The sequence below is a fragment of the Geobacter anodireducens genome (assembly GCA_001628815.1).
Classification (GTDB): Bacteria; Desulfobacterota; Desulfuromonadia; order Geobacterales; family Geobacteraceae; genus Geobacter; species Geobacter anodireducens.
In genome coordinates this window covers 133,554-157,380 of the sequence record CP014963.1, presented here as the reverse complement: position 1 = coordinate 157,380, position 23,827 = coordinate 133,554, and the positions used below count along the sequence as shown (strand labels likewise).

The 23,827-nt window shown below is 63.9% G+C and carries 18 protein-coding genes and 4 pseudogenes; 11 read left to right on the top strand and 11 right to left on the bottom strand.

Annotated elements, in window-relative coordinates:
- Nucleotides 1-8 precede the first annotated feature (8 nt).
- Nucleotides 9-604: pseudogene (locus A2G06_00660) on the bottom strand (SAM-dependent methyltransferase).
- Nucleotides 605-761: 157 nt separating this feature from the next.
- Here A2G06_00660 and A2G06_00655 point away from each other — a divergent pair.
- The 3 genes from A2G06_00655 to A2G06_00645 all read left to right on the top strand — a co-directional run bounded on the left by A2G06_00655 (nucleotide 762) and on the right by A2G06_00645 (nucleotide 5,407).
- A complete protein-coding gene (locus A2G06_00655; protein ID ANA41556.1) occupies nucleotides 762-2,171 on the top strand; it encodes a phosphoesterase in 1,410 nt (469 codons plus the stop codon).
- A gap of 97 nt (nucleotides 2,172-2,268) precedes the next feature.
- Nucleotides 2,269-3,222 carry a magnesium and cobalt transport protein CorA gene (locus tag A2G06_00650; protein ID ANA39145.1) on the top strand — a complete coding sequence of 318 codons (954 nt, stop codon included), beginning with the start codon at nucleotides 2,269-2,271 and terminating at the stop codon, nucleotides 3,220-3,222.
- A gap of 1 nt (nucleotide 3,223) precedes the next feature.
- Complete coding sequence (locus tag A2G06_00645; protein ANA39144.1) at nucleotides 3,224-5,407, top strand: RNA degradosome polyphosphate kinase; 2,184 nt, start codon at nucleotides 3,224-3,226, stop codon at nucleotides 5,405-5,407.
- A gap of 238 nt (nucleotides 5,408-5,645) precedes the next feature.
- Here the strand turns inward: A2G06_00645 and A2G06_00640 are convergent, their stop codons facing one another.
- Nucleotides 5,646-6,287, bottom strand: coding sequence for a Cro/Cl family transcriptional regulator (locus A2G06_00640; GenBank protein ANA39143.1), 642 nt, complete (start codon nucleotides 6,285-6,287; stop codon nucleotides 5,646-5,648).
- Nucleotides 6,288-6,550: 263 nt separating this feature from the next.
- Between A2G06_00640 and A2G06_00635 the strand changes: the two genes are divergently transcribed.
- Entirely contained in the window at nucleotides 6,551-9,364 is a 2,814-nt protein-coding gene (locus tag A2G06_00635; GenBank protein ANA39142.1) for an excinuclease ABC subunit A, read from the top strand.
- A gap of 30 nt (nucleotides 9,365-9,394) precedes the next feature.
- Here A2G06_00635 and A2G06_00630 read toward each other — a convergent pair.
- From A2G06_00630 to A2G06_00590, 9 genes and pseudogenes are all read right to left on the bottom strand, one after another.
- Nucleotides 9,395-10,125: pseudogene (locus A2G06_00630) on the bottom strand (hypothetical protein).
- On the bottom strand, nucleotides 10,122-10,415 hold the full coding sequence (locus tag A2G06_00625) for a hypothetical protein (protein ANA39141.1): 294 nt from the start codon (nucleotides 10,413-10,415) through the stop codon (nucleotides 10,122-10,124). The pseudogene A2G06_00630 and the gene A2G06_00625 overlap by 4 nt, the downstream one beginning before the upstream one ends.
- Before the next feature lie 90 nt (nucleotides 10,416-10,505).
- Nucleotides 10,506-11,249, bottom strand: a complete 744-nt coding sequence (locus tag A2G06_00620) for a hypothetical protein (protein ID ANA39140.1) — start codon at nucleotides 11,247-11,249, stop codon at nucleotides 10,506-10,508.
- Nucleotides 11,246-12,541, bottom strand: coding sequence for a biotin synthase (locus A2G06_00615; GenBank protein ID ANA39139.1), 1,296 nt, complete (start codon nucleotides 12,539-12,541; stop codon nucleotides 11,246-11,248). The genes A2G06_00620 and A2G06_00615 overlap by 4 nt, the downstream gene beginning before the upstream one ends.
- 43 nt (nucleotides 12,542-12,584) lie before the next feature.
- Nucleotides 12,585-13,490, bottom strand: coding sequence for a transporter (locus A2G06_00610; GenBank protein ANA39138.1), 906 nt, complete (start codon nucleotides 13,488-13,490; stop codon nucleotides 12,585-12,587).
- Nucleotides 13,491-13,493: 3 nt separating this feature from the next.
- On the bottom strand, nucleotides 13,494-14,618 hold the full coding sequence (locus A2G06_00605; protein ID ANA39137.1) for an NADH-dependent flavin oxidoreductase: 1,125 nt from the start codon (nucleotides 14,616-14,618) through the stop codon (nucleotides 13,494-13,496).
- 43 nt (nucleotides 14,619-14,661) lie between these two features.
- Nucleotides 14,662-16,104 (bottom strand): pyruvate kinase, encoded by a 1,443-nt coding sequence (locus A2G06_00600; GenBank protein ANA41555.1) that lies wholly within the window; start codon nucleotides 16,102-16,104, stop codon nucleotides 14,662-14,664.
- Between the two features lie 17 nt (nucleotides 16,105-16,121).
- Nucleotides 16,122-16,469: a cytochrome C gene (locus tag A2G06_00595; GenBank protein ANA39136.1), complete on the bottom strand. Its 348-nt coding sequence runs from the start codon at nucleotides 16,467-16,469 to the stop codon at nucleotides 16,122-16,124.
- A 135-nt stretch (nucleotides 16,470-16,604) separates the two neighbouring features.
- Nucleotides 16,605-17,615, bottom strand: a complete 1,011-nt coding sequence (locus A2G06_00590) for a 3-deoxy-7-phosphoheptulonate synthase (GenBank protein ID ANA41554.1) — start codon at nucleotides 17,613-17,615, stop codon at nucleotides 16,605-16,607.
- A gap of 206 nt (nucleotides 17,616-17,821) precedes the next feature.
- On the opposite strand from A2G06_00590, the gene A2G06_00585 reads away from it, so the two are divergent.
- From A2G06_00585 to A2G06_00555, 7 genes and pseudogenes are all read left to right on the top strand, one after another.
- A complete protein-coding gene (locus A2G06_00585) occupies nucleotides 17,822-18,130 on the top strand; it encodes a cytochrome C (protein ID ANA41553.1) in 309 nt (102 codons plus the stop codon).
- A 6-nt stretch (nucleotides 18,131-18,136) separates the two neighbouring features.
- Entirely contained in the window at nucleotides 18,137-18,421 is a 285-nt protein-coding gene (locus A2G06_00580) for a hypothetical protein (GenBank protein ID ANA39135.1), read from the top strand.
- Nucleotides 18,422-18,445: 24 nt separating this feature from the next.
- Nucleotides 18,446-18,718: a hypothetical protein gene (locus A2G06_00575; protein ANA39134.1), complete on the top strand. Its 273-nt coding sequence runs from the start codon at nucleotides 18,446-18,448 to the stop codon at nucleotides 18,716-18,718.
- A complete protein-coding gene (locus tag A2G06_00570) occupies nucleotides 18,712-19,275 on the top strand; it encodes a hypothetical protein (GenBank protein ANA39133.1) in 564 nt (187 codons plus the stop codon). Before A2G06_00575 ends, A2G06_00570 begins: the two co-directional genes overlap by 7 nt.
- 239 nt (nucleotides 19,276-19,514) lie before the next feature.
- Entirely contained in the window at nucleotides 19,515-19,802 is a 288-nt protein-coding gene (locus A2G06_00565; protein ANA39132.1) for a co-chaperone GroES, read from the top strand.
- A gap of 62 nt (nucleotides 19,803-19,864) precedes the next feature.
- Nucleotides 19,865-21,498, top strand: a pseudogene (gene groEL / locus A2G06_00560) (molecular chaperone GroEL).
- A gap of 267 nt (nucleotides 21,499-21,765) precedes the next feature.
- Nucleotides 21,766-23,825: pseudogene (locus A2G06_00555) on the top strand (hypothetical protein).
- Nucleotides 23,826-23,827: the final 2 nt, after the last annotated feature.

Below are 23,827 nucleotides of genomic sequence, written 5' to 3'. Positions count from 1 at the left end.
GGGAAAGGTCAAGCCTTCCGCATGACCAGGGTGACGTAATCCTCCATGATCCGCAGGTCGGTCTGGACGCACCCCAGGCTGGCGAACCGCCGCTGCACGTCGAACTTGTCCTGGAGCGGAATCCCGGACAGGAGCAGCCAGCCGCCGGAACGGACGCGCGCCACCATCTCTCCTGCCAGGGCCAGGTGGATATCGGCGTAAATATTTGCCATCAGCAGGTCGTAGAGCGCCCGCCCCACGGAGGCCAGCTCGCCGCAGACCGTGAAGACCCGGTCGGCCACGCCGTTCAGCCGAACGTTGGCAGCGCAGGAAGCGGCCGCATTGGGATCGATGTCCACCGCCACCACCGAGGCCGCGCCGAGCTGCACCGCCGCGATGGCGAGGATGCCGGTGCCGCTCCCCAGATCGAGGCCGCGCATGCCGGTCAGCCCGGGTATCCGCTCCAGTTCTTCCAGGCACGAGGCCGTGGTTTCATGTTCACCGGAGCCGAAGGCACCCTTTTTACCCATGATGAGGGGGATGTGCGCCCCCAGCGGCAGGGGCGCGTCCTCCGGCACGATAATGAATCCCCCGACCTGAAGGGGGTGAAGATACGACCAGCCATGACTCAGCGCTCCGTTGGTGAGGTGCCCCAACCATACCCCATTTCGACGGTCGGGGGAACAAACAAATGGTTGACTTGACGGGAGGATGTGCGGAAAATGTCGGGTTACCGGCCCCATGGCCGCAACCATACCGACATTGCAGGAGGATTTGATTCCGTGCAGATAACATTCGGCACCGACGGCTGGCGGGGGATCATTGCCCGGGAGTTCACCTTCGACAATCTTTCCCGGGTGGCCCAGGCCACCATGGATTACCTGAAACGGGAAGGGCTCGCAGCGCGCGGGCTCGTGGTGGGGTACGACCGCCGCTTCCTCTCCCGGGACTTCGCCGACCGGGTGGCCGAGATTGCCGCCGGCAACGGCATCCGGGTCTGGCTGACCGACGGCCCCGCTCCCACTCCGGCCATTTCCTGGGCCGTCCACGAGATGAAGGCTGGCGCCGGCGTCATGATTACCGCCAGCCACAACCCTCCCGCCTACAACGGGTTCAAGGTCAAGGAGTCCTTCGGCGGCTCGGCCCGCCCTGCCACCACCAGGATTCTGGAGGAGATGACCGCCGCCAATACCGCTGCCGGCCGGGAAATCGAGGAGCGTCCCCTGGCGGCGGCGCTGGCCGATGGCACCGTAACCGTCTTCGACCCGCGCGAAGGATACTGCCGTCAGCTCGCCCGTTACGTGGACCTGGATCTCATCCGCCGGGCCGCCATCCCCCTGGCGGTGGACCCGATGCACGGGGCCGGGGCCGGCGTCATTCCGGAACTCGTGCCCGGCGCTCTGGAGATCCACGGCGACGAAAACCCGGGCTTTCGTGGCGTGCCCCCCGAGCCCACCGAAGAGCACCTGCAGGAGCTGGCTGCGCTCGTGCGGGACGGCGTCTGCCGGGTGGGACTGGCCCTCGACGGCGACGCGGACCGGATCGGCGCCGTGGACGAAAACGGCGAGTTTTTCTCCTCCCACCGGATCTTCACCGTGATCCTCCGGCACCTGGTGGAGCGCAAGGGCCTCACCGGCGGGGTGGTCAAGACGGTCTCCACCACACGGATGATCGATCTGCTGGCGCAGAAGTACGGGCTTCCCCTCCACGAAACCCCCATCGGCTTCAAGCATATCTGCGAGCTGATGCTCGAGCACGACATCCTCATGGGTGGCGAGGAGTCGGGAGGGCTCGGGGTAAAGGGACACATCCCCGAGCGGGACGGGGTCCTCATGGGGCTCCTGCTTCTGGAAGCCATGGCCATGAGCGGCAAGGGGCTTCGCCGGTTGCTGGACGAAACCATGGACGAAATCGGCGTCTTCCACTACCAGCGGCTCGATCTCCCCATTGAGGATGCCCCCAAGGCAGCCCTCATTACCCGGCTGCGGGAGGAGCGGATCGACGCCATTGCGGGACGGCCGGTGGCCGGCACCAATTTCCGCGACGGCTTCAAGTTCATGTTCGAAGATGGCTCCTGGCTCCTGATCCGCCCGTCAGGGACCGAACCGGTGCTGCGCCTCTACAGCGAGGCCGGCACGCCCGGGACCGTTGGGGAACTGCTGGCGGCCGGCCGGGAAATCGCAGGGGTCTGACCGGAGAGGGTAGTGGCTGCTTGACCCCTGCCATTCTTGCATCTACAATCGTTGTAACGTGGCAACATCCTGAATTTCTAGCAGAAAGCGGTGCACTATGATCAAGGCATACCTTCGCGCGGAAGACACCTTCAGGCCAGTGGCAGTGGAGTCCGATGAACTGGCGGAACTGGACACCGATACCCTTGTCTGGCTCGACCTCATGTCCCCCACGACCGAGGAGCTGGCCACGGTTGAGCGTTGCCTCAAGCTGGAGCTGCCGACGCGGCAGGAGTCGGAGGAGATCGAGTTCAGCTCCCGCTACTGGGAGGACGAAACCGGCATCGACATCAACACCTACTTCCTCGTGAAGCAGGATGACAAATACCATAACGAAACCGTTTCGTTCATCCTGAAGCGGCACTTCATCGTCACCATCCGGTTCAGCGACCACCGCATCTTCACCGAATTCTCCCGCCGGCTCCGGCTCAATCCGCGCGCCTTCCGGGACGGGGCCGACATCCTCAACGGAATCCTCGCCATGCGGGTCGACATGGACGCCGACATCCTTGAGGCCCTGTCCAAGTCAATTGCCAGCATCGGCCGGAAAGAGCCCCAGTCCTTCGACAATCCGACCACGTTCCTCGAATACATCACCGACTACGAGGACATCAACATCACCATCCGCGAAAACCTCACGGACAAGCACCGGGTGCTCTCGTCGCTCCTGAAGAGCACCATGATCAGCGAACCCCTCAAGAAGGAGTTCAGCATGATGATGAAGGACGTGAACTCCCTCATCATCTCCGCCAACTTCAACTTCGAGCGGCTCGACTATCTGCAGAACCTCTTCCTGAACCACATGAGCGTGGAGCAGAACAAGGTCATCAAGATCTTCACCGTCATGTCGGTCATCTTCCTGCCCCCCACCATGATCGCCAGCATCTACGGCATGAACTACAAGCACATGCCCGAGCTGGAGTGGGTGTTCGGCTATCCCTTCGCCCTGAGCCTCATCGTCCTCTCGGCGGTATTACCCCTCTACATCTTCAAGAAAAAAGGGTGGCTGTAGCATGCCGCGCAAGGCACAGGCAGCCGGGGCCGGCGCCCCGGAACCGACGGGCGCGCGCCCCCCGGAGACGAGCCTTGCCTCGCCCGAGCTCTACCTCAACCGGGAACTCACCTGGCTCGAGTTCAACCGGCGCGTCCTCCACGAGGCCGAGGACCCCCGCACCCCCTTGCTGGAGCGGGTCAAGTTCACGGCCATCGTGAGCTCGAACCTGGACGAGTTCTTCATGAAACGGATCGGCGGCCTCAAGCAGCAGGTCGGGGCCGGGGTGCAGCACCCCACCGTGGACGGCCGTACCCCCCGGCGGCAGATTGCCGAGTGCTACGCCGTGGTGCGGGATCTGGCCGAACGCAAGCGACGGGTGTTCGGGGAGCTGCTGGGTCTCCTGGGGGACGCGGGCATCCGGATTCTCGGCTACAGCGAGCTGAGCGAGAAAGAGCGCAAGGGGCTGCGGCAGCACTACCAGCGCAACATCTACCCCCTGGTGACCCCCCAGTCCATCGATCCGGCCCACCCGTTCCCCTTCATCTCCAACCTTTCCCTCAATCTCCTGGTGACCCTGCGCTATCCGCGGGAGCGCGAAACGTCCCTTGCCCGGGTGAAGGTACCGGTGGGGGCGGGCATCCCGCGCTTCATCCGCGCGGGGGACGGCGAGCGGTTCGTCCCCCTGGAAGAGGTGATGCGCCACAACCTGGACATGCTCTTTCCGGAGATGGAGGTGACGGCGTGCGAACTCTTCCGGGTGACCCGCAACGCAAACACTGAACGTAACGAAGAACAGGCGGACGATCTGCTGTCCCTGATCGAGTCGGAGTTGCAGGACCGCCGCTTTGCCCCCATCGTCCGGCTGGAGGTGGGCGCGGACATGGACCCGGTCCACCGGGGGATGCTGGCCGCAGAGCTGGAGCTGACCGAAGCCGACGATGTCTTCGATGTCGAGGGGATGCTGGCCTTTCGCGACCTCTTCGAGATCGCCGCCCTCGGCTACCCGGAACTGCGCGATCCTCCCCACCATCCCGTCGACCACCCCCGGCTCATGACCGACCGGAACATTTTCCACGTGCTCCGCGACGCCGGGGCCATCCTCCTGCAGCACCCCTACGACTCCTTTGCCACGTCGGTGGAGCGCTTTCTCATGGAGGCAAGCGAAGACCCGAAGGTGCGCGCCATCAAGATGACCCTCTACCGGACCGCCTCGGACAGCCGGATCATCGATTGCCTGGTGAACGCGGCCAACAACGGCAAGCAGGTGGCCGTGGCGGTGGAGCTCAAGGCCCGCTTCGACGAGGCGGCCAACATCAGGCTGGCGGAGCGGATGGAGGAGGCGGGAATCCATGTCACCTACGGCGTGGTGGGACTCAAGACCCACTGCAAGGTGATCCTGGTGGTACGGCAGGATTACAACGGACTGCGGCGCTACGTCCACATCGGAACCGGCAACTACCATCCCGGAACGGCCCGGGTCTACTCCGACCTGGGGCTGCTCACCAGCGACGAGACCATAGGCCAGGATGCCACCGAACTCTTCAACTACCTCACCACCGGCTATACCCCGCGGCGCACCTATCGGAAACTGCTGCCCGCTCCGAAGCACCTGAAGCGGGCGCTGCTGGCCAGGATCGAGCGTGAAGCGGAACTTCACTCGGAAAAGAGCCCGGGGCTCATCCAATTCAAGATGAACGCCCTGGAAGACGCCGATATCGTTGCAGCCCTCTACCGGGCAGCACGGCAGGGAGTGCGGATCGATCTCATCATCCGCGACAGTTGCCGCCTCCGGCCGGGCGTACCGGGGCTCTCGGAATCGGTGCGGGTGGTGAGCGTGGTGGGGAGATTCCTGGAGCACGCCCGGATCTACTACTTCCGCAACGGCGGCGACGAGGAGTACTTCATCGGCTCCGCAGACGCCATGAAGCGCAACCTGGAGTACCGGGTCGAAGTCCTGGCACCGGTGGAAGCGCCGGAACTGAGGAAGGAAATCCGAACCATGATCGACGTGCAACTGGGAGACCGGCGAAGCGCCTGGGACATGCGGCCCGACGGCAGCTACCTGCAACGGACGCCGGGCGAAAGGGACGATCCCCGGGGAAGCCACGAAATTCTCGTGGACCTGGCTGAAAAGCGCCGCAAGGCCGGGGCGCGCCTGAAAAAGAAAAAGGCCCGGGGAGTCGTCCGGCGCTCGGCCCGGTAACCCTTCGGGTCCATGTTGCTGCTGGATCTTTCCGTTGTACTGACAGGGGTTCCGTCCGAGCCCCGCCCGCGCCTCCCGCAACGGCAACCGCCCCCCTATCCCACTGGTCCGTCCTGTGTTGCACCCCGCCCGCCACAATGCGCCGGAACCCCGCATGGTGTGGCCACAGACCATGCGCCACCGGGGCCGCGGGACCTCACCCAGGCCGTACGTCCGGCCGCGGTCGGGGCACTGCGGACTACAGCTTCACGTTCCGCCAGACCTGCACCACCGTGCCGATGATCCGGGTGTCGGGATCGGGATGGAACGGGGAATAGGCGGCATTGTCGGAGGAGAACAACAGCTCGCCGGCCTTGAGGCGATAGCGGCGGAGAATGGCCTCGCCCCACCGGTTGGTGACGAGCACGATCTCTCCCGGCGCTGCCGGCCGTGCCGGATCGAAGAAAACCATATCCCCGTCGCGGATTGTGGGAGCCATGAAATCGCCGTAGGCAAGCACCGCATAACACCCATGCGGCATCCCGGGGAAGACAATCCGCCCCTGCACCACGTCCCCCGGAATGTCCCCAGGAAATCCCTGGGGAATGCTCTCCAGCAGCGGCGTGCCCTCGCCTGCCCCCTCGCCCGCACCGTCAGGGGGGGCGTTCATGGCGCCCTTTCCCTGGAGAAGCCAGGTCACGTTGACTCCGTAAGTCCGGCAGAGCGCAATGACGAGCGTGTCTGAAGGGGCCTTCCTCCCCCGTTCGATACTGCTCAGAAACCCCTGGACAATGCCGAGGGAGTCGGCGAACGCCTTCTGGGTCATGCCCCGCGCCTGACGAAGTTTCCTGATGCGCCCACCAAGGGGGGACTCAGCCCCGTTTCGCGCCGTATCTGTCACAATATCTCCCTGATGCACCGTCGTGGCTCTTCCACCCCACAGCACATATTTCTGACAGATATAGTATTACTTGTCAATATTGCATCCGAAGACGCACCGTTGCCGTAACCTTGCATGGACCTGAAAAAAGATGTTAACCGCCTGGCCAATAGCAACTTTTGACTACCGCTTTCGGGTTACCCCTCAGCAATCCGATTATGTGATATAGTGGGGACTTGCGTCCGGGGCCTCCGGCGCCACCATGCATCACTCACGGGAGCACCATGGCACACGACACCATCATCGTCAAAGGCGCGTGCGAGCATAACCTCAAGTGCATCGACGTGGAGATCCCCCGGGACAAGCTCGTCGTCATCACTGGCATCTCCGGCTCGGGCAAATCGACCCTGGCCTTCGACACCATCTATGCTGAGGGGCAGCGCCGCTACGTGGAATCCCTCTCGGCCTATGCCCGCCAGTTCCTGGAGCAGATGGAAAAACCCGACGTGGAATCCATCGAGGGGCTCTCTCCCGCCATCTCCATCGAGCAGAAGACCACCAGCCGCAATCCCCGCTCCACTGTGGGCACCGTCACCGAGATCTACGACTACCTGCGGCTCCTCTTTGCCCGCGTCGGCCGCCCCCACTGCTATGAATGCGGCAAACCGATCACCTCCCAGACCGTGTCCCAGATGGTGGATCAGATCATGGCCATGCCCTCCGGAACCAGGCTTCAGCTTCTCTCGCCCATGGTCCGGGGCCGTAAGGGGGAGTACCGGAAGGAACTGGCCCAGTTGCGCAAGGACGGCTTCGCCCGGGTCATCGTGGATGGCGTGCAGTACGAACTGGCCGAGGATATCCCCCTCGACAAGAACAAGAAGCACGACATCGACATCGTGGTGGACCGGATCATCGTCAAGGAGGGGATCGAGCGGCGCCTGGCCGACTCCCTGGAGACGGCCCTGAACCACGCGGAAGGGGTGGTGAAGGTCCAGGTCGTGGACGGCGACACCATCCTCTTCTCCGAGGCCCTGGCCTGCATCGACTGCGGCATCTCCTACCCCGAGATGACTCCCCGGATGTTCTCCTTCAACAACCCCTACGGCGCCTGCCCCGACTGCACCGGCCTCGGCACGCGGATGTATTTCGACGAGGATCTGGTTGTGCCGAACCCGGAGCTCTCCATCCGCGAGGGGGCCATCGTGCCGTGGGAAAAGCGGCTCTCCGGCTGGTATCACATGACCCTCGACGCCCTGGCCAAGGCCTTCGATTTCGACATCCGGACCCCGTTCAAGGAGCTCTCTCCCACGGTGCAGGGGGTAGTCCTGCGAGGCTCCGGGGGGAAGAAGATTGAGTTCTGGTGGGAGGAGGACGGGGGGCGGCGTCACACCTACACCAAGGAATTCGAGGGGGTCATCCCCAATCTGGAGCGGCGCTACCGGGAAAGCGACTCGGAGCAGGTGCGGGAAGAGCTGGAGCGCTACATGAACGTGATGCCCTGCCCCACCTGCCAGGGGGCGCGCCTGAAGCGCGAGGCCCTTCACGTGAAAGTGGCGGAGCGGGACATCCGTCAGGTGACGGCCCTCTCCATCAAGGACGCCCTGGAGTTTTTCGCCTCCCTCACGCTCACCCCGAAAGAGGAGGAGATCGCCCGCCGCATCCTCAAGGAGATCCGGGAACGGCTCCACTTCCTGGTCAACGTGGGGCTCGACTACCTGTCCCTGGACCGGACCTCGGGCACCCTCTCCGGCGGCGAAGGACAGCGGATCCGGCTCGCCACCCAGATCGGCTCCAGCCTCGTGGGGGTTCTCTACATCCTGGACGAGCCCTCCATCGGCCTGCACCAGCGGGACAACGGCCGGCTGCTGCAGACCCTCAAGCACCTGCGCGACATCGGTAACACGGTGCTGGTGGTGGAGCACGACGAGGAGACGATCCTGGAGGCGGACCACGTGCTCGACATGGGGCCCGGCGCCGGTGAGCACGGGGGCCGGGTGGTGGCCCAGGGAACCCCGGCGGAGATCATGGCGAACCCCGAGTCCCTCACGGGCCGCTACCTCTCGGGGGAGCTCACCATCGCCGTGCCGAAGAAGCGGCGCAAGCCAAAGCGCTTCATCACCGTGGAGGGGGCAGCGGAGAACAACCTGAAGGATGTCACCGTTGACATCCCCCTCGGTGTCATGACCTGCGTCACCGGGGTGTCCGGGTCGGGCAAATCGACCCTGGTCATCGACACCCTTTACAAAGTCCTGGGTCAGCGGCTCTACCGGAGCCGGGAGCGGGCCGGCGCGGTACGCGACATCCGGGGACTGGAGCAACTGGACAAGGTCATCAACATCGACCAGTCGCCCATCGGCCGTACCCCGCGCTCGAACCCCGCCACCTACACCGGGGTCTTCGCCGACATCCGGGACCTCTTCGCCCAGCTCCCCGAATCAAAGGTGCGGGGCTACAAGCCGGGGCGCTATTCGTTCAACGTGAAGGGGGGACGGTGCGAGGCATGCGCCGGGGACGGGATCATCAAGATCGAGATGCACTTTCTCCCCGATGTCTACGTCCAGTGCGAGGTCTGCAAGGGGGCCCGCTACAACCGCGAAACCCTGGAGGTTACCTATAAGGGGAAATCCATCGCCCAGGTCCTGGACATGACCGTTTCGGAGGCTCTGCGCTTCCTGGAGAACATTCCGAAGATCAAGACAAAGCTCCAGACCCTGGAGGAGGTGGGGCTCGGCTACATCCGCCTGGGCCAATCGGCCACGACCCTGTCCGGCGGCGAGGCCCAGCGGGTGAAACTGGCCAAGGAGCTGGCGCGCCGGGCCACCGGCCGAACCATCTACATCCTCGACGAGCCCACCACCGGCCTCCACTTCCACGACATCGCCAAGCTCCTGGAGGTGCTGAAAAAGCTGGTGGAGGGGGGCAACACCATCGTCATCATCGAGCACAACCTGGATGTCATCAAGACCGCCGATTACATCATCGACCTGGGCCCCGAAGGGGGCGACCGGGGCGGCGAGGTGATCGCCGCCGGCACACCCGAGGAGGTGGCCAAGGTGACGCGGTCCCACACGGGACAGTATTTGCGGAAGATGCTGTGAAGAGGCGTGATAACGGCGGGGGAAGGAGGGCTAGTCCTCCCCCTCGGGGATGTCGATCGGCATTTTCTGCAGGCGTTTGAAGTAGAAGTTCTGGCCGTAGAGCACGGCCACCGGGTTGTGGCCGGTGACCCGGTCCTTGCAGACGAGGGTGGTGACCGGGGCAGCGGAATGCTTGGTGAACAGCATATCGTGGCCCACGCAGAGGCCGACGATGATGTTCATGTGGGTGCCGCAGCGGTTCAGTACCTCTGCCTGGGCAACGGGATTACAGGCGGGCTCGAAGGTGCCGGGACGGACCTTGTCGCTCTCGTCCAGGCCCAGTTCCAGCTTGTCGATGCTGCCGGCCTTGCAGCAGACGCTCACCGGCTCCAGCCCCTGGGCCTCAAGGATAGAGGCCAGCTGCCGGGTTTCATCCAGGAGCCCGATGCAGGTGGCGATGCCCACCTTGTTCCAGCCCATGAGCTTCGCCAGGGCTATGGTGTCTTCCACCCGGGTCCAACGGGCCACCACGGCGTCGCTTCCGGGCATCTTCCGGTAGCAGAGCCCTTCGACCCGGGCCGCTACCCGGGCAAGCCGGGCATCGTCGCTCTCGCCGCGGTATTCGTCGAAGCTGGAGGCCACGATGTCGCCATGGGCCGAAGACGGGCAGTCCGCAGGCCGGCCGGGCCGGTTGTCCGGGTTGCTCCAGCAGTTGGTGGTGCCGCTTTTCTGCCAGACGGCGCTGCAACGGGCACAGGATGGTGCGTCGGCGTATCGCTCATGGTTTCTGCTCCTGGATCAGAACGTAGGGACTGATGATGAGGGTGGAAAAACTGATCTCTTCATTGGCGTCCCAGGCCGAGATCTGCTCGGCCGAGGGCTTGGCCAGGAGCCCGGTCTGGATCCAGTCTCCCACCACGGCGGTATCGTCGGAAGCAATGCTGACACCCACCTCCACAAGGTCGAGCCCCCGGTTCACGACAATGAGCCCGCCCCGCTCAAGATGAGCCCGCAACCAGCTCCACTGGGCCACGTCAACCTGTACCGCCAGTTCCTCCCGCGTTGTCTTCACTGCGTGCTCTCCCTTGTATTGATGTTCATCGTGCAGTTGTATCAGCATATCAGGATTATCGAAAAAAACCACCAATGACCGGCAACGCCGTCATTGGTCGAACTCCGGCAGGTGACGACGGTGCTTGAGAGGGAGATGCTGCCGCTGCAATTCAGGGTTACGTCGCTCCTCGATGGCGAGCCGGTCGAAATAGCGCTGCCAGAGTTCGCGAAACAGGCGCTCCCCGTCGGACAGCGGGAGCGGGCCGGTCACCTCCAGTTCAGTGTCGGTCCATGTGCGGCGGGCCGGGTCGAAGATGATGGCCTCGCCCCGGCGGGGATCGTGAATGATCCAGCGCTGGTCGGCGAAACGGTCGGCAAAATGGGGAGCCACCAGGGGAAGGATGCGGTGTTCCGGCTCAATGGCGGCATACCAGATATCGCCGTCCAGGTGCTGGAAACGGACAAGCCCCTTGTAGCGGTGCGCCTCGCGCCCCACGGCCCGCGCAAGTTTCCACACGGGCACGACCCGCTCGTGGGCGAGCATCCCGTCGAGCTGTTGTCCCACCACACACCCCAACTGCAGGAAGTGGAGGAGGAGCAGCTCCCGGCCCGGTTCCGCGGCATGAAAGGCAAGGCGGAGCGTGTGCAGCGCACCGGCGGTGAGGGTTCGGCGCAAAAGTCCGTAAAACGCTGCGGCACGCTGCCGGTCGGTTGCCACCTCCTCAACCGCGGCAAAGAGCGCCTGCTGCTCCGGTTGTCGGTCAGTGATCGCCTCGGGCTCCACTCCCCGTTCCCGGGCCAGGGCAACGACCGTGAGGAAACCCGCAAAGGTGCCGTCGTAACGAAGGATCACAACTCACCTGTGATGGTGGACCGGATGTCCATGCCGGCCCCACCGTCGAACAGGGACGGCTGGCTCCAGCGCTCCCGACGGGGCGGTTTTTCGGTGAGTCGCAGCCGGAGGCCTACCGCATCGGGAGTCAGATCGGCGGCGAACCGCCCCCGGGCGGTAATGAAGTAGCGGGCGCGCTTCATCACCACCCCGAGCAGGGGCAGGTCGTCCAGGGACAGATGGCTGCCCCGCCGCGCAAGGACGATCCGCTGGGCCGAGCGGACCCCGATTCCCGGCACCCGGAGGAGCGCCTCGTAGTCGGCCCGATTCACCTCGACGGGGAACAGGTGGAGATTCCGGAGCGCCCACCCGGCCTTGGGGTCCAGCGAGAGGTCCAGGTTGGGGCGCTCTTCGTCCAGGAGCTCGCCGGCGGCGAAGCCATAGTAGCGCATGAGCCAGTCGGCCTGGTAGAGGCGGTGTTCCCGCGCGAGCGGTGGGGTGCCCACCACGACGGGAAGGCGTTCGTCCCGGTTCACGGAGATGAAGGCGGAGTAGTAGACCCGCTTCAGGGAAAGCCTTCCGTAGAGCCCCGCCGCCAGCGAAATGATCTGCAGGTCAGTCTCCCCCGATGCGCCGACGATGAGCTGGGTGCTCTGCCCGGCCGGGGCAAAGGGGGGCATCTTCCGGGAAACCTTGCGCTCCTCCCTGGTCTGGACGATCAGCTCCCCCACCCGCTTCATGGGCCCCACGATCGACTCCCTGCTTTTGTCGGGAGCCAGGAGTGCGAGGCTCTCCCGCGACGGGAGTTCCATGTTGATACTGACCCGGTCGGCATGGCGACCGAGCCGCTCAACCAGGGCGAGGTCCGCGCCAGGCACCACCTTCACGTGGATGTAGCCGTTGAAGCGGTACTCCTCGCGCAGCTGCCGGGTCGCTTCGATGAGAAGCTCCATGGTGTAGTCGGGATTCCTGACGACCCCGGTGGAGAGGAAGAGCCCTTCGATGGCATTGCGGCGGTAAAAGCCGATGGTGAGCTCCGCCACCTCGGCGGGGGTGAGCATCACCCGCCGGATGTCGTTGGAGCGGCGGTTCACGCAGTAGGCGCAGTCATAGATGCAGACGTTGGTGAGAAGGATCTTCAGGAGGGATACGCAGCGGCCGTCGGCGGTCCAGGAGTGGCAGATGCCGCACTGGGCGGCGTTTCCGATCCCGCCCTTGCCCTTGCGGGAGCTGCCGCTGGAGGCGCAGGAAACATCGTACTTGGCACCGTCGGCAAGGATTTCGAGTTTTTCAGCAAGGGTGAATTCCGGCATGGTTACACACTACCGAAGGAATATGACGGAATATGTCGCGCCACTACACGCCGCGCAGCAGCCACCACCAGACCGGGAGCGTGACGAAGGAAAGGGGAATGCCGATCCCCACCATGAGGGCCACCAGGGGCGGGTTCAACCGGTGGTCCACGGCGATGATCCCGGCGGAGATCATGGGGGCCATGGCCGCCTCGAAGAGCGTCACCTGCATGACCGGGCCGCTTCCCCCCAGAATCCCCACAAAGAGGAGAGTGATCAGGGCCGGCCCCAGGGCCAGTTTGTAGAGGAGCCCCAGAGAGAGGGGTTTCAACTCTCCCCGCATATGGGAGAGCTGCAGCTGGAACCCCACGGAGGCCAGAGCCAACGGCGTCAGGGTGTCGCCCACTTTCTGAAGCACGGCAACGGCAACAGGATGGAACGGGACCGGCTTCAGGAGGAATGCCAGGATAAGAGCCTGGAACGGCGGGAAGTAGATGATCTTACGGGCGATCTGGCGGACAGAGACATCTCCCGAGGAATAGAGCGTGGCGGTCAGGATGCCGAGGGTTGAGAGGACCAGAAAGGAGCCCAGTTGGTCGGCAATGAGACCGATGCCGAGGAACTCCTTGCCATAGTAGGCCTCGATCATGGGAAGCCCCACGAAGGAGGTGTTGCCGAGCCCCCCCACGAGCATCAGGGCACCGGTCGTTTCCCGGGGGAGAGCGGCCAGGCGGCCTGCGACACGGAAGATGAGAGCACCCGCGCCAAAGAGGAACCAGGCCATGGCGGCCGAGTAGAGGAGCGAGAGGTCGAGACGGAGGTCATGGATGTGCAGGAGCGCCACCGCAGGCAGCGACACGTGGATGATGAAGCCGTTGAGGGCCGCGGGGGTGCTGTCGGGGAAGCGGCCGGTGCGGCGGAGGATCATCCCCGCCAGGAAGCAGACCACGAGCAGGACGATATTGGTCATGGGTCAGAGGGAAAACTCCCGGCTTTCCCGTTCCACCCTGTCCACCACGCAGTAGATGCCCCCTTCCTTCATTCCCGGTTTAAAGCAGCCATTGCAGGAGATGCAGCGGGCCCGGCTCTCGTCGCCCTGCTGCCAGCGGAGGGGAAGACTGGACTCACGGATGAGGGGGCGGGAAAGGGCCACATAATCCGCTTCCTCTCGCCGGATGACTCCTTCCACCAGCTCAAAGGATCGGAAGCCACCCACCGCCATAACCGGGCAGGAGACGGCGCTCTTGATCCGATACGCGGCGGGAAGATTGTACGCCTCCTGCTCCCGGGTCTCGATCCCCTGGCGCACTGCGGTCCGGTTCCCCGAGGCGGGGGTGCCGCCCGAGGCCTCGATGGCGTCGATGCCTTCTTCATCGAGCATCCGGGCAACCTGAACCGCCTCGTCCAGGTCGAACCCGCCGGCCAGGTTGTCGGAACCGTTAAGCTTGACCATGACGGGAAACTCTTTTCCCACCGCCCTGCGAACGGCGCGGCAGGTCTCAAGGAGAAACAGGGCGCGACTTTCCAGGTTGCCGCCGTAGTGGTCGGTCCGATGGTTGGTGAGGGGAGAGAGGAACTGGTTGATCAGGTAGCCGTGGGCGGCGTGGAGCTGGACCGCGTCAAAGCCCCACTCGCGAGCGCGGCGGGCGCCGGCGGCGAACAGGCCCGCCACCTCGGCCACTTCGGCTGTGGGTAGTTCCCGCGGCAGTTCCGGGTACTGCTCCGCCTTGATCGCCGAGGGAGCCACCGGCTGGCAGCCGGCGGCCCGGGACGACGTCTGCCCCCCGCAGTGAACCAGTTGGAGGCAGATTTTTCCCCCCTCCCGGTGGACGGCGCCGGTTACCTGCCGCGCGGCGGCGGCGAAGGAATCCTCATGGGCACCCATCTGCCCGGGCAGTTGTTTTCCGTCAGGACGAACGAACGCGTAGCCGGTGATGAGGAGCCCCACCCCACCCCGGGCGAGGGAGGCATAGTAACCCGCCAACTTCTCCGTGGGACGGCCGTCCTCCCCACACATCCCCTCCCAGGTGGCGGAGCGGACCAAACGGTTGGCAAGCACCATATGGTTGATCTTGGTCTCGTCGAACACCTTGCGCATCAGCGTTCCTCCTTCAACCGGCAGCAGGTCGGCAGGGGCGGCATCAGAATATCTCGAAGAACTGGCCGGTTCCCAGCTTGTGGACCTTCATGAGATTGGTGGACCCCCGGGCCTCCACCGGCACCCCCATGGTGATGACCACCACGTCGCCCTTGCGATAGCCGCCGGACAGGAGCGTCGACTCCACGGCCATGATCTGCTCGTCAGTACCGGCCATGGTGCCGATGGGGTATGCCTTGACGCCCCAGTAGAGAGACAGCCGCCGCATGGTGTCCACCGAACCGGTGAAGGCGAGGATCGGCAGGGGAGGTCGGTAGCGGGAGATGCGGGCCGCCGTGCTCCCCGACTGGGTCATGCAGGCCACGGCCTTTGCCTTCAAAATCACTGCGGCGTGACAGGCGGCCTCGGCCACCGCCTCGGCGATGCTGACGCTGTGCCGGCGCGACCCCGAGCCGTCCTCCACCTGGGCGAAGCGCTCAACGTCGAGGGCCACCTTGTCCATGGTCCGCACCGCCTCCAGGGGGAACAGCCCCGACGCGGTCTCTCCCGAGAGCATGACCGCATCGGTACCGTCGAGGATGGCGTTGGCCACGTCCGAGGTCTCGGCCCGGGTGGGGCGCGGGTGGCTGATCATGGACTCCAGCATCTGGGTGGCGGTGATGACCGGTTTGCCGGCCTCATTGCAGGCCCGGATGATCTTCTTCTGGAACAGGGGGACCTTTTCCGGGCTGATTTCCACCCCCAGATCGCCCCGGGCCACCATGACCGCATCGGCAGCCTTGAGAATGCTCTTGAAGTTGCGCAGAGCCTCGGGCTTCTCGATCTTGGCCACCACCGGCACCTGGACGTTCCGCTCGAAGAGGATCCGCTTCAGTCCTTCCACGTCGGCGGCAGTGCGGACAAAGGACAGGGCGATGTAGTCCACCCCCGTCTCCAGGCAGAAATCCAGGTCGCGAAGGTCCTTCTCCGAGAGCGACGGCGCAGAGACCTTGACGCCGGGAAGGTTGATCCCTTTCAGGTCCTTGAGCATCCCTCCCTGGACCACGGTACAGCGGACCGTGGTGCCGGACACCGACTGGACCCGCAGCTCGATGAGGCCGTCGTCCAGCAGGATACGCGAGCCGGGCTTCACGTCCCGGGGGAGGGCCCGGTAGATGGTGGAAATGAGTCCGGGACGCCCCAGGACCTCATCGGTGGTGATGTCGAGCGACTCGCCCCGCACCAGCGGAATGGCGCCGTTCTCCATCCTGCCGGTCCTGATCTTGGGCCCCTGGAGGTCGGCCAGAATGCCGATCTCCTTGCCCCGCTCTGCGGAGAGATGCCGGATGAGGGCGATTGCCTCCCGCCGCTGGTCGTTGGAGCCGTGGGAAAAGTTGAGCCGGAAGACATCGACTCCGGCCTCCATCAACTGCCGGATCATGCCGGGCGAGGAGCTGACGGGTCCCAGGGTGGCGATGATCTTGGTCTTGCGTGACAATGTATCCATGGGCTTCGGCATAGGCATCAGTGGTGGAATCTGCCGACCCGTCCCTTGTGGGCCGGACTCGGGGACTTGTGGCACTCGAAGCAGGGGAGCTCATCCACCTTGCGGATATCGAGGCTCGATCGCGGACGGTCTGAGGGGGGAACGTTGTACTTCTCGGTCTGGAAGTAGGGGCGGTCGCTGCCACGCTCATCGGTCAGGGCAACGGTGCGGTAGGACACCTGCCAGTTGGTGCTGATGGGGACGGTATGGCACTGGTCGCAGCCTCCCGGCGGAGGAATAGCCTTCCAGGACATCAGCATGGCACAGCCGCCGGCCAGCGACAGCATGGCCACGGAAGCCAAAAACGCGAAAACTCGGGTGAGCATGGGGCACTCCTTGAAGGGCGGTCGTTTACGGCATGGAAAAGCATAGCACAAGAGGAAGGCAAAACAAACCCGGTGGGCGGTGTAACACCCATGAAAAGCAGGGGGCCGGCAGATGTCCGCCGGCGCCGCCTTGGATCAGAAGCCGAGGAACTCGTTGAGCCGCCGGATCTCACCCATGAGCGTCTCGAAGCCATGGAAGGTGAGGGACTGGGGGCCGTCCGAGAGGGCCTTGTCCGGCTCCGGGTGGACCTCCACGAGGACGCCGTGGGCTCCGGCCACCAGCGCCGCCTTGGCCATGGGTGCAACGAGGCTCCGCTTGCCGGTGGCGTGGGAGGGGTCCACCATGACCGGCAGATGGGTCATCTCCCGGATGAGGGGCACCACCGCCAGGTCGAGGGTATTGCGGGTGGCGGTCTCGAAGGTCCGGATCCCCCGCTCGCAGAGGATCACCTGGCCATTGCCCTCTGCCAGGATGTATTCGGCCGCGGCCAGAAATTCCTCCAGAGTGGCGCTCATCCCCCGTTTGAGGAGCACCGGCTTGCGGATGCGGCCCAGCTCCTTGAGCAGTTCGAAGTTCTGCATGTTTCGCGCGCCGACCTGGAGCAGGTCGGCATATTCCGCCACAAGTCCCACCGTATCGGGGCTCATGACCTCGGTCACGATGGGCAGCCCCGTTTCCCGGCGGGCAATGGCCAGGAGCTTCAGCCCCTCCTCCCGCAACCCCTGGAAGGCATGGGGACCGGTCCGGGGCTTGAAGGCCCCCCCCCGCAGAAGATCAGCGCCGTATTTTTTCACCGCCCGCGCGGTGCGGACGATCTGCTCCTCCCCTTCCACGGCGCAGGGGCCGGCCACCACCACGGGGCGTTTCCCTTCGCCGATGACCACGTCACCCACCCTTACCACCGTGTGGCGCGGGTGGAAGTCGCGGGACACGAGCTTGTAGGGCTTGGAGACATGAATGACCTCCTGAACCCCGGGCAGATCCCGGATGGTGGTATCATCCACATATCCGCGATTGCCGAGGACGCCGATGGCTGTCCGCTCGCTGCCGGGAATGGGCGCCGCCGTAAGCCCCATTTGTTCCACCGCTTTCACTACCGCCTCGATCTGCTTCGGTCCAGCCTTGTGGTTCATGACAATCAGCACGAATCCCCCCCCGGTTCCCGAATGAAACAGCATTTACGCATCATTCTACGATACCAGACCGCCCCCGCAGGGGTCAACGGCTAAGAGCCGCGCTACCGCTGCCCACCCCAGCGGCCGTGCCGGTGAATGGCACGTGGTGGCCGGTTGCTTTTTCGACGCGTTCCGGTACAATGGGCTGACTCGATTCCAGACCAAGGAGAATGCCCGTGACCAAGGCCGTTGCCGCTATCCTCGCCGCCGGCGCGCTCTGCGCCTCCGCCGTCCCAGCTCTCGCCGCCGCATCGGGAGAGAAGCTCTTTGCGGGAAAGTGCGCCATGTGTCACAAAGTGAAGGGTGCAGGCGGGGTGCTCGGACCCGACCTGACAACGGTGGGGACAATGCGGGACGAATCGTTTCTGCGTGAACAACTGGTGAACCCCAAAAAAATGAATCCCGCCACCACCATGCCGTCCTTCAAGGGCCTGCCCAAGCAGGAGCAGGACGCGCTGGTCAACTACCTGAAAGGCCTGAGGTAGAGTCCCATGCGACTGAAGGACGAACAGATAGCCCGGCTGGCCGAACGCCTCCTGGAGGGGCTCACGGCCGCCGGCCTCATCACCCTCAAGGCCGAGCGGAGCCAGGTCCTCGACGGCATCAGGCGCGCCGTTGCCGCCGACATCAAGGGAGAGGAGGATCTGGATAAAGAGGCTGAACGGCTTCTGGAGCAGACCCTCCGTTCCATGGGTGGCGGGGCTGGCATCGACCGCCACCGGATGCTCAGGATGATCAAGGACAAGCTGGCGAAAGACCGCGGCATGGTTCTCTGATCCCTGCCGTTCGGAGCGTACACCATGAGCATATCCGAAGACCGCATCTCGCACCTGGCCCACTGCATCTATGATCGGCTCTGGAAGGACGACCTGGCCGACTTCGCCGATGAGCGTCGGGCACTGCACTGCCTCAAGGAGGGCATCACCTCCTTCTTCGCCGTTGCCGGCGAGGTGGATGCCGCGGTGCGCAGGAAGCTGGCCTCCTACTCACAGGCAAAGGTGCCCGGCAGCCGGGACTATGAAATCCTGTACCAGAAATTCTACCAGGAAGAGATGGCGAAGCGGAAATGGTGACGTTCAGCGGTCCGCTCCGCACCCGCGCCGTCCTGCTGCTCGCCGTCGCCTGTTCCTGGCTGCTCTCCGGCTGCGCGCCCCGGCCTACCATGTCCGTTTCCCCGGACTTCCGTCCCACCGGCGGGGTTGAGACCGTCTACGTTGTCCCCTTTGCCTCGGCCCTGGTCCCCGAGTTGTTCTCAGAAACCGCGTTCAACGACTTCGTTGACCTCCTGAGCGGCCGGCGACGGGAGACCGGTATTACCTCCTTCGTCATCCTCAAGGAGGAGGTCAAGGAGGTGGACCCGGCATGGCTCGCCCGCCAACTCTACATCTCCGGCGACATCTGGAGTTATGTGGAGGATTCCGGGTGCTGCACCACCAACATCAGGGTGAAGGCGCGGGCCTACCTCCACGAGCCGGGCAGAAAAGAGCCGGTGGCCGAAATCTTCGTCCCCCTTGAAGCCTTCTTCGATCACGACCGGTCAACGGTCGAGCGGGAGCGCGACCGGCTGGCCCGCACCCTTGCCCGCGAATTCGCCGACCGCTTCGCCGTCATTCTTGCCCCGCGCCGCTGAACCGGCGCACCCCTTCCCCGGCTACGCCTTTTCGTGTCGCCTTCGCGCCCATGACGGCATCAGGAGCCCAGCAGGGGCTTTCCCGGAGAAGCCGCTCCGCAAAAAATTTTGCCCCGGGGTCTTGATTTTTGGCAAAGGGGTGACTATAGTTACCACGTGTTAGCACTCAGTCGTATCGAGTGCTAATTTTTTTCGATGAAAACACCCGAGCATATCATGGAAGAAAGGAGAAGGAGCAGATGAACCTCAGACCGTTGCAAGACCGTATCCTCGTGAAAAGAATCGAGGAGGAGACCAAGACCGCCGGCGGCATCTTCATCCCCGACACAGCCAAGGAGAAGCCCCAGCGCGGCGAGATCGTGGCCGTCGGTAACGGCAAGAAGACCGAGGACGGCAAGGTGATCCCCGTTGATCTCAAGGTGGGCGACAAGGTTCTGTTCGGCAAGTATGCCGGCACCGACATCAAGATCGAGGGGCAGGAGTTCCTCATCATGCGCGAGGACGACATCCTGGGCGTGATCGAGTAACCGGCACCACGCCGGACAGCACAGCATACCCGAGTGAACCAATCCAAGGAGGATAGACAGATATGGCAGCCAGAATCATCAAATTCGACCAGGAAGGGCGCAACGCCATCCTGAAAGGTGTCAATACCCTCGCCGACGCGGTAAAGGTCACCCTCGGTCCCAAAGGCCGCAACGTGGTCATCGAGAAGTCCTTCGGCTCCCCCCTGATCACCAAGGACGGCGTCACCGTGGCCAAGGAGATCGAGCTCGAGGACAAGTTCGAGAACATGGGCGCCCAGCTCGTGAAGGAAGTCGCCTCCAAGACCTCCGACGTTGCCGGTGACGGCACCACCACCGCCACGGTCCTCGCCCAGGCCATCTATCGCCAGGGCTCCAAGCTGGTGGCCGCCGGCCACAACCCCATGGAGATCAAGCGCGGCATCGACAAGGCCGTCGAGACCATCGTGGCCGAGCTCAAGAGCATCTCCAAGCCGATCAAGGATCACAAGGAAATCGCCCAGGTGGGCACCATCTCCGCCAACAACGACAAGACCATCGGCGACATCATCGCCCAGGCCATGGAAAAGGTCGGCAAGGAAGGGGTCATCACCGTCGAGGAAGCCAAGGCCATGGAAACCAGCCTGGAGACCGTCGAGGGGATGCAGTTCGACCGCGGCTACCTCTCCCCCTACTTCGTGACCGATCCGGAGCGGATGGAGGCGTCGCTCGAGAACGCCATGATCCTGATCCACGACAAGAAGATCTCCAACATGAAGGACCTCCTCCCGGTCCTGGAGCAGACCGCCAAGAGCGGCCGTCCGCTGCTGATCATCGCCGAGGACATCGAGGGCGAGGCCCTTGCCACCCTGGTCGTGAACAAGCTGCGCGGCGTGCTCAACATCTGCGCCGTCAAGGCCCCGGGCTTCGGTGACCGCCGCAAGGCCATGCTGGAAGACATCGCCATCCTCACCGGCGGCCAGGTCATCTCCGAGGAGATCGGTAACAAGCTCGAAAACACCACCATGGACATGCTCGGCCGCGCCAAGCGGATCACCGTGGACAAGGACAACACCACCATCATCGACGGCGACGGCAAGGAAGCCGACATCCAGGGCCGCGTCAAGCAGATCCGCGCCCAGATCGAGGAGACCACCAGCGACTACGACCGCGAGAAGCTCCAGGAGCGCCTGGCCAAGCTCGTGGGCGGCGTTGCCGTGATCAAGGTCGGTGCCGCCACCGAGACCGAGATGAAAGAGAAGAAGGCCCGCGTCGAGGACGCCCTCCACGCCACCCGCGCCGCCGTGGACGAAGGGATCGTCCCCGGAGGCGGCGTTGCCTACCTGCGCGCCCTTGCTTCGCTGGAAGCCCTCAACCTTCCCACCGAGCAGCAGTTCGGCGTCAACGTCATCAAGCGCTCCATCGAGGAGCCCATCCGCCAGATCGCCCAGAACGCGGGCGTCGACGGCTCCATCGTGGTCGACAAGGTGAAGAACGGCAAGGATGCTTTCGGCTACAATGCCGCCGAAGACGAGTACGTTGACATGCTCGCCGCCGGCATCATCGACCCGACCAAGGTGTCCCGTTCCGCCCTGCAGAACGCGGCGTCCGTCGCCGGACTCATGCTCACCACCGAGCCATGATCGCCGACAAGCCGAGAGAAGAAGCTCCCATGCCCGCCATGCCCGGCGGCATGGGCGGCATGGGCGGCATGATGTAATCAGCCCGCCGTCCAGGTCGGTATCGCAACACAAGGGGAAGGGCTTCGGTCCTTCCCCTTTTTCATGCCCGGCGTCTCCGAACCATCGAACACCCCAGCCTCGCGGTTCTCCACCAGCAGCCAATCCATTAAAAAACCAAATATATTCAGGACAGTTACCAAACAGGACTGTTTTTGTCCAGATGGTGCAAACAAAAAAACCGTGTATACTGAAAGGGTCAAACGCCCACATTCGCGTTCCATGCACTCCACGACAGGGGGATAAGGATGAGGACCACTGCCATGAGCACCCTTACAGAGCACATGACCGCCATAAGGGAAGGGAAACGGCGCTTCGAGAACGCCTTCCAGGGCGTGGCCCGGATGATCCTGGAACAGGGGATCGACAAGGTCACCGTCAACGGCCGGATGACCTATGATTTCCGCATCTTCCGCACCGGCCGCAAGCACCCCATCGGCATGTATGACGAAATAAACAGTTTCGTCTCCTTTGTGAAGGATGCGGCCGAGGGGGGATCGTCCAAGGAGATGGCCTTTGTGCTGGTGGGCGAGCCGGGCAACGGCAAGACTTTCTTCGTGGAGTTCGTCTGCGCGCGCTATCGCGATTACCTGGCGCGGGACGAGAACCGCAAATACACCTTCCGCTTCTCCGGCATGGAGAAACTGGGGAGCTACGGCAAGATCGACGTGATCGAGTCCCAGACCTACGAGGACCCCGTGGTGCTGGCCATGAACCTCTTCGAAAGCCGGGACGAGAACCGCGAGTGGCTGGCCCGGGAATTCGGCTTCTCAGACCGGGAGCTGGAGGACCTCTTCGACAACTACCGTCCGCTCGGGGCCTGCACGGGATACATGTGGAACGACATCAGGAGCTTCACCGGCGGCGATGCCGCGGCCATGCTCGATTTCGTGCAGGTGGTGCCGGTACCGCTCACCGAGACCCTGGGGACCATCACCGGCAAGTACGCGGCCAAGGACAAGATCACCTCCAGCGCGGTGGACCTGCTGGGAGAGGAATCGATCCAGCGGCTGCTCCACATCACCGACGTGACCAACCCCTACCGCTTTGACCTGCGGCGCGGCGCCCTGGCCCGGGTGGCGGGGGGCGGCATCCATTTCTCCGATGAAATCTACAAGAACAAGAAGGACCTGGTCCAGGTCTACCTGGGGGTCATCCAGAACCGGGTCATCGAAATCGACGGCTACCGCTGGCCCATCGACACCCTGATCGTCGCCACCAGCAACAACGCCGAGTTCAACCGCTTCCTGGCCGAGAAGGAAGAGGCCCCCATCATCGACCGGTGCCGCATCTGCTACGTCTCCCACAACACCCACTACCGGATGCAGGAGCAACTGACCGATTACGCCATCGGCGGGGAAACCAAGACGACCCTCACCAAGGAGGAGCTCCACCAGGACCCGAATCTGAACTACGCCGCAAGCGTGGCAGTGACCCTGTCGCGGCTCCCCCGGTCCGAAAAGCTCACCCCCATCGAAACCATGAAACTGGCCGCCGGCGAGGTGGCCGGCGAAAAGAGCCTCAAAACCCTTGCCGAGGTGGTCGACACCCTCAACCAGGAGGCGGACATCACCAAGAGATTCGGCCAGAAGGGGCTCGGCCAGCGAAACCTGGGGCGGGCGATCCAACTCCTGGTGGAAAGTTCCGAAACCAACGAAGGGCGCTGCATGGTGGCCCACGACGTGTTCAAGGCCCTGGAGCGGGTAGTCCTCGACTATGTCCCGGACCAGAACGACCGGGGCAAATACCTGGATGACCTGAAGATCGCCAAGGGGCTCTACCGGGAACGGATCATGACCGAGATGTTCAACGCCTACATGGATGAGCCCTACGCCATCAAAAAGGACGTCATGAACTACGTGAACATGATCATCGGCATCGACGCCGAGAACCTGGGGCCCGATCGGATGTGGAAATACAAGGATCCCCAGACCGGAGGCTGAAGGCCCTGAAGATCGACGAGCGCTATATCCGCAACGTGGAAGATCGGCTGGGGCTGCGAACCGGTGAGCAGCGCGAGAGCTTCCGCACCTCGATCCGCAAGATCTACGGCCAGAAGATCTCGGTGGAGCCGTCCTACGACTTCATGGACAACCTGGAGTTGGTCAAGGCGGTGACTGACGTGCGGCTCAAGAGCGACATCGCCGGAGCCGGCAGCCTGATCGGGGCCCTGGCAAACCGGACCAACGAGGAAAACCAGAAGCTCTACGACCGGATGGTGGACACCATGCTCAAGAAGCTGGGCTACTGCCGGACCTGCGCCCAGAAAACCATCGAGTACTTCTGCACCCAGGAAGACGAGATCTAGCC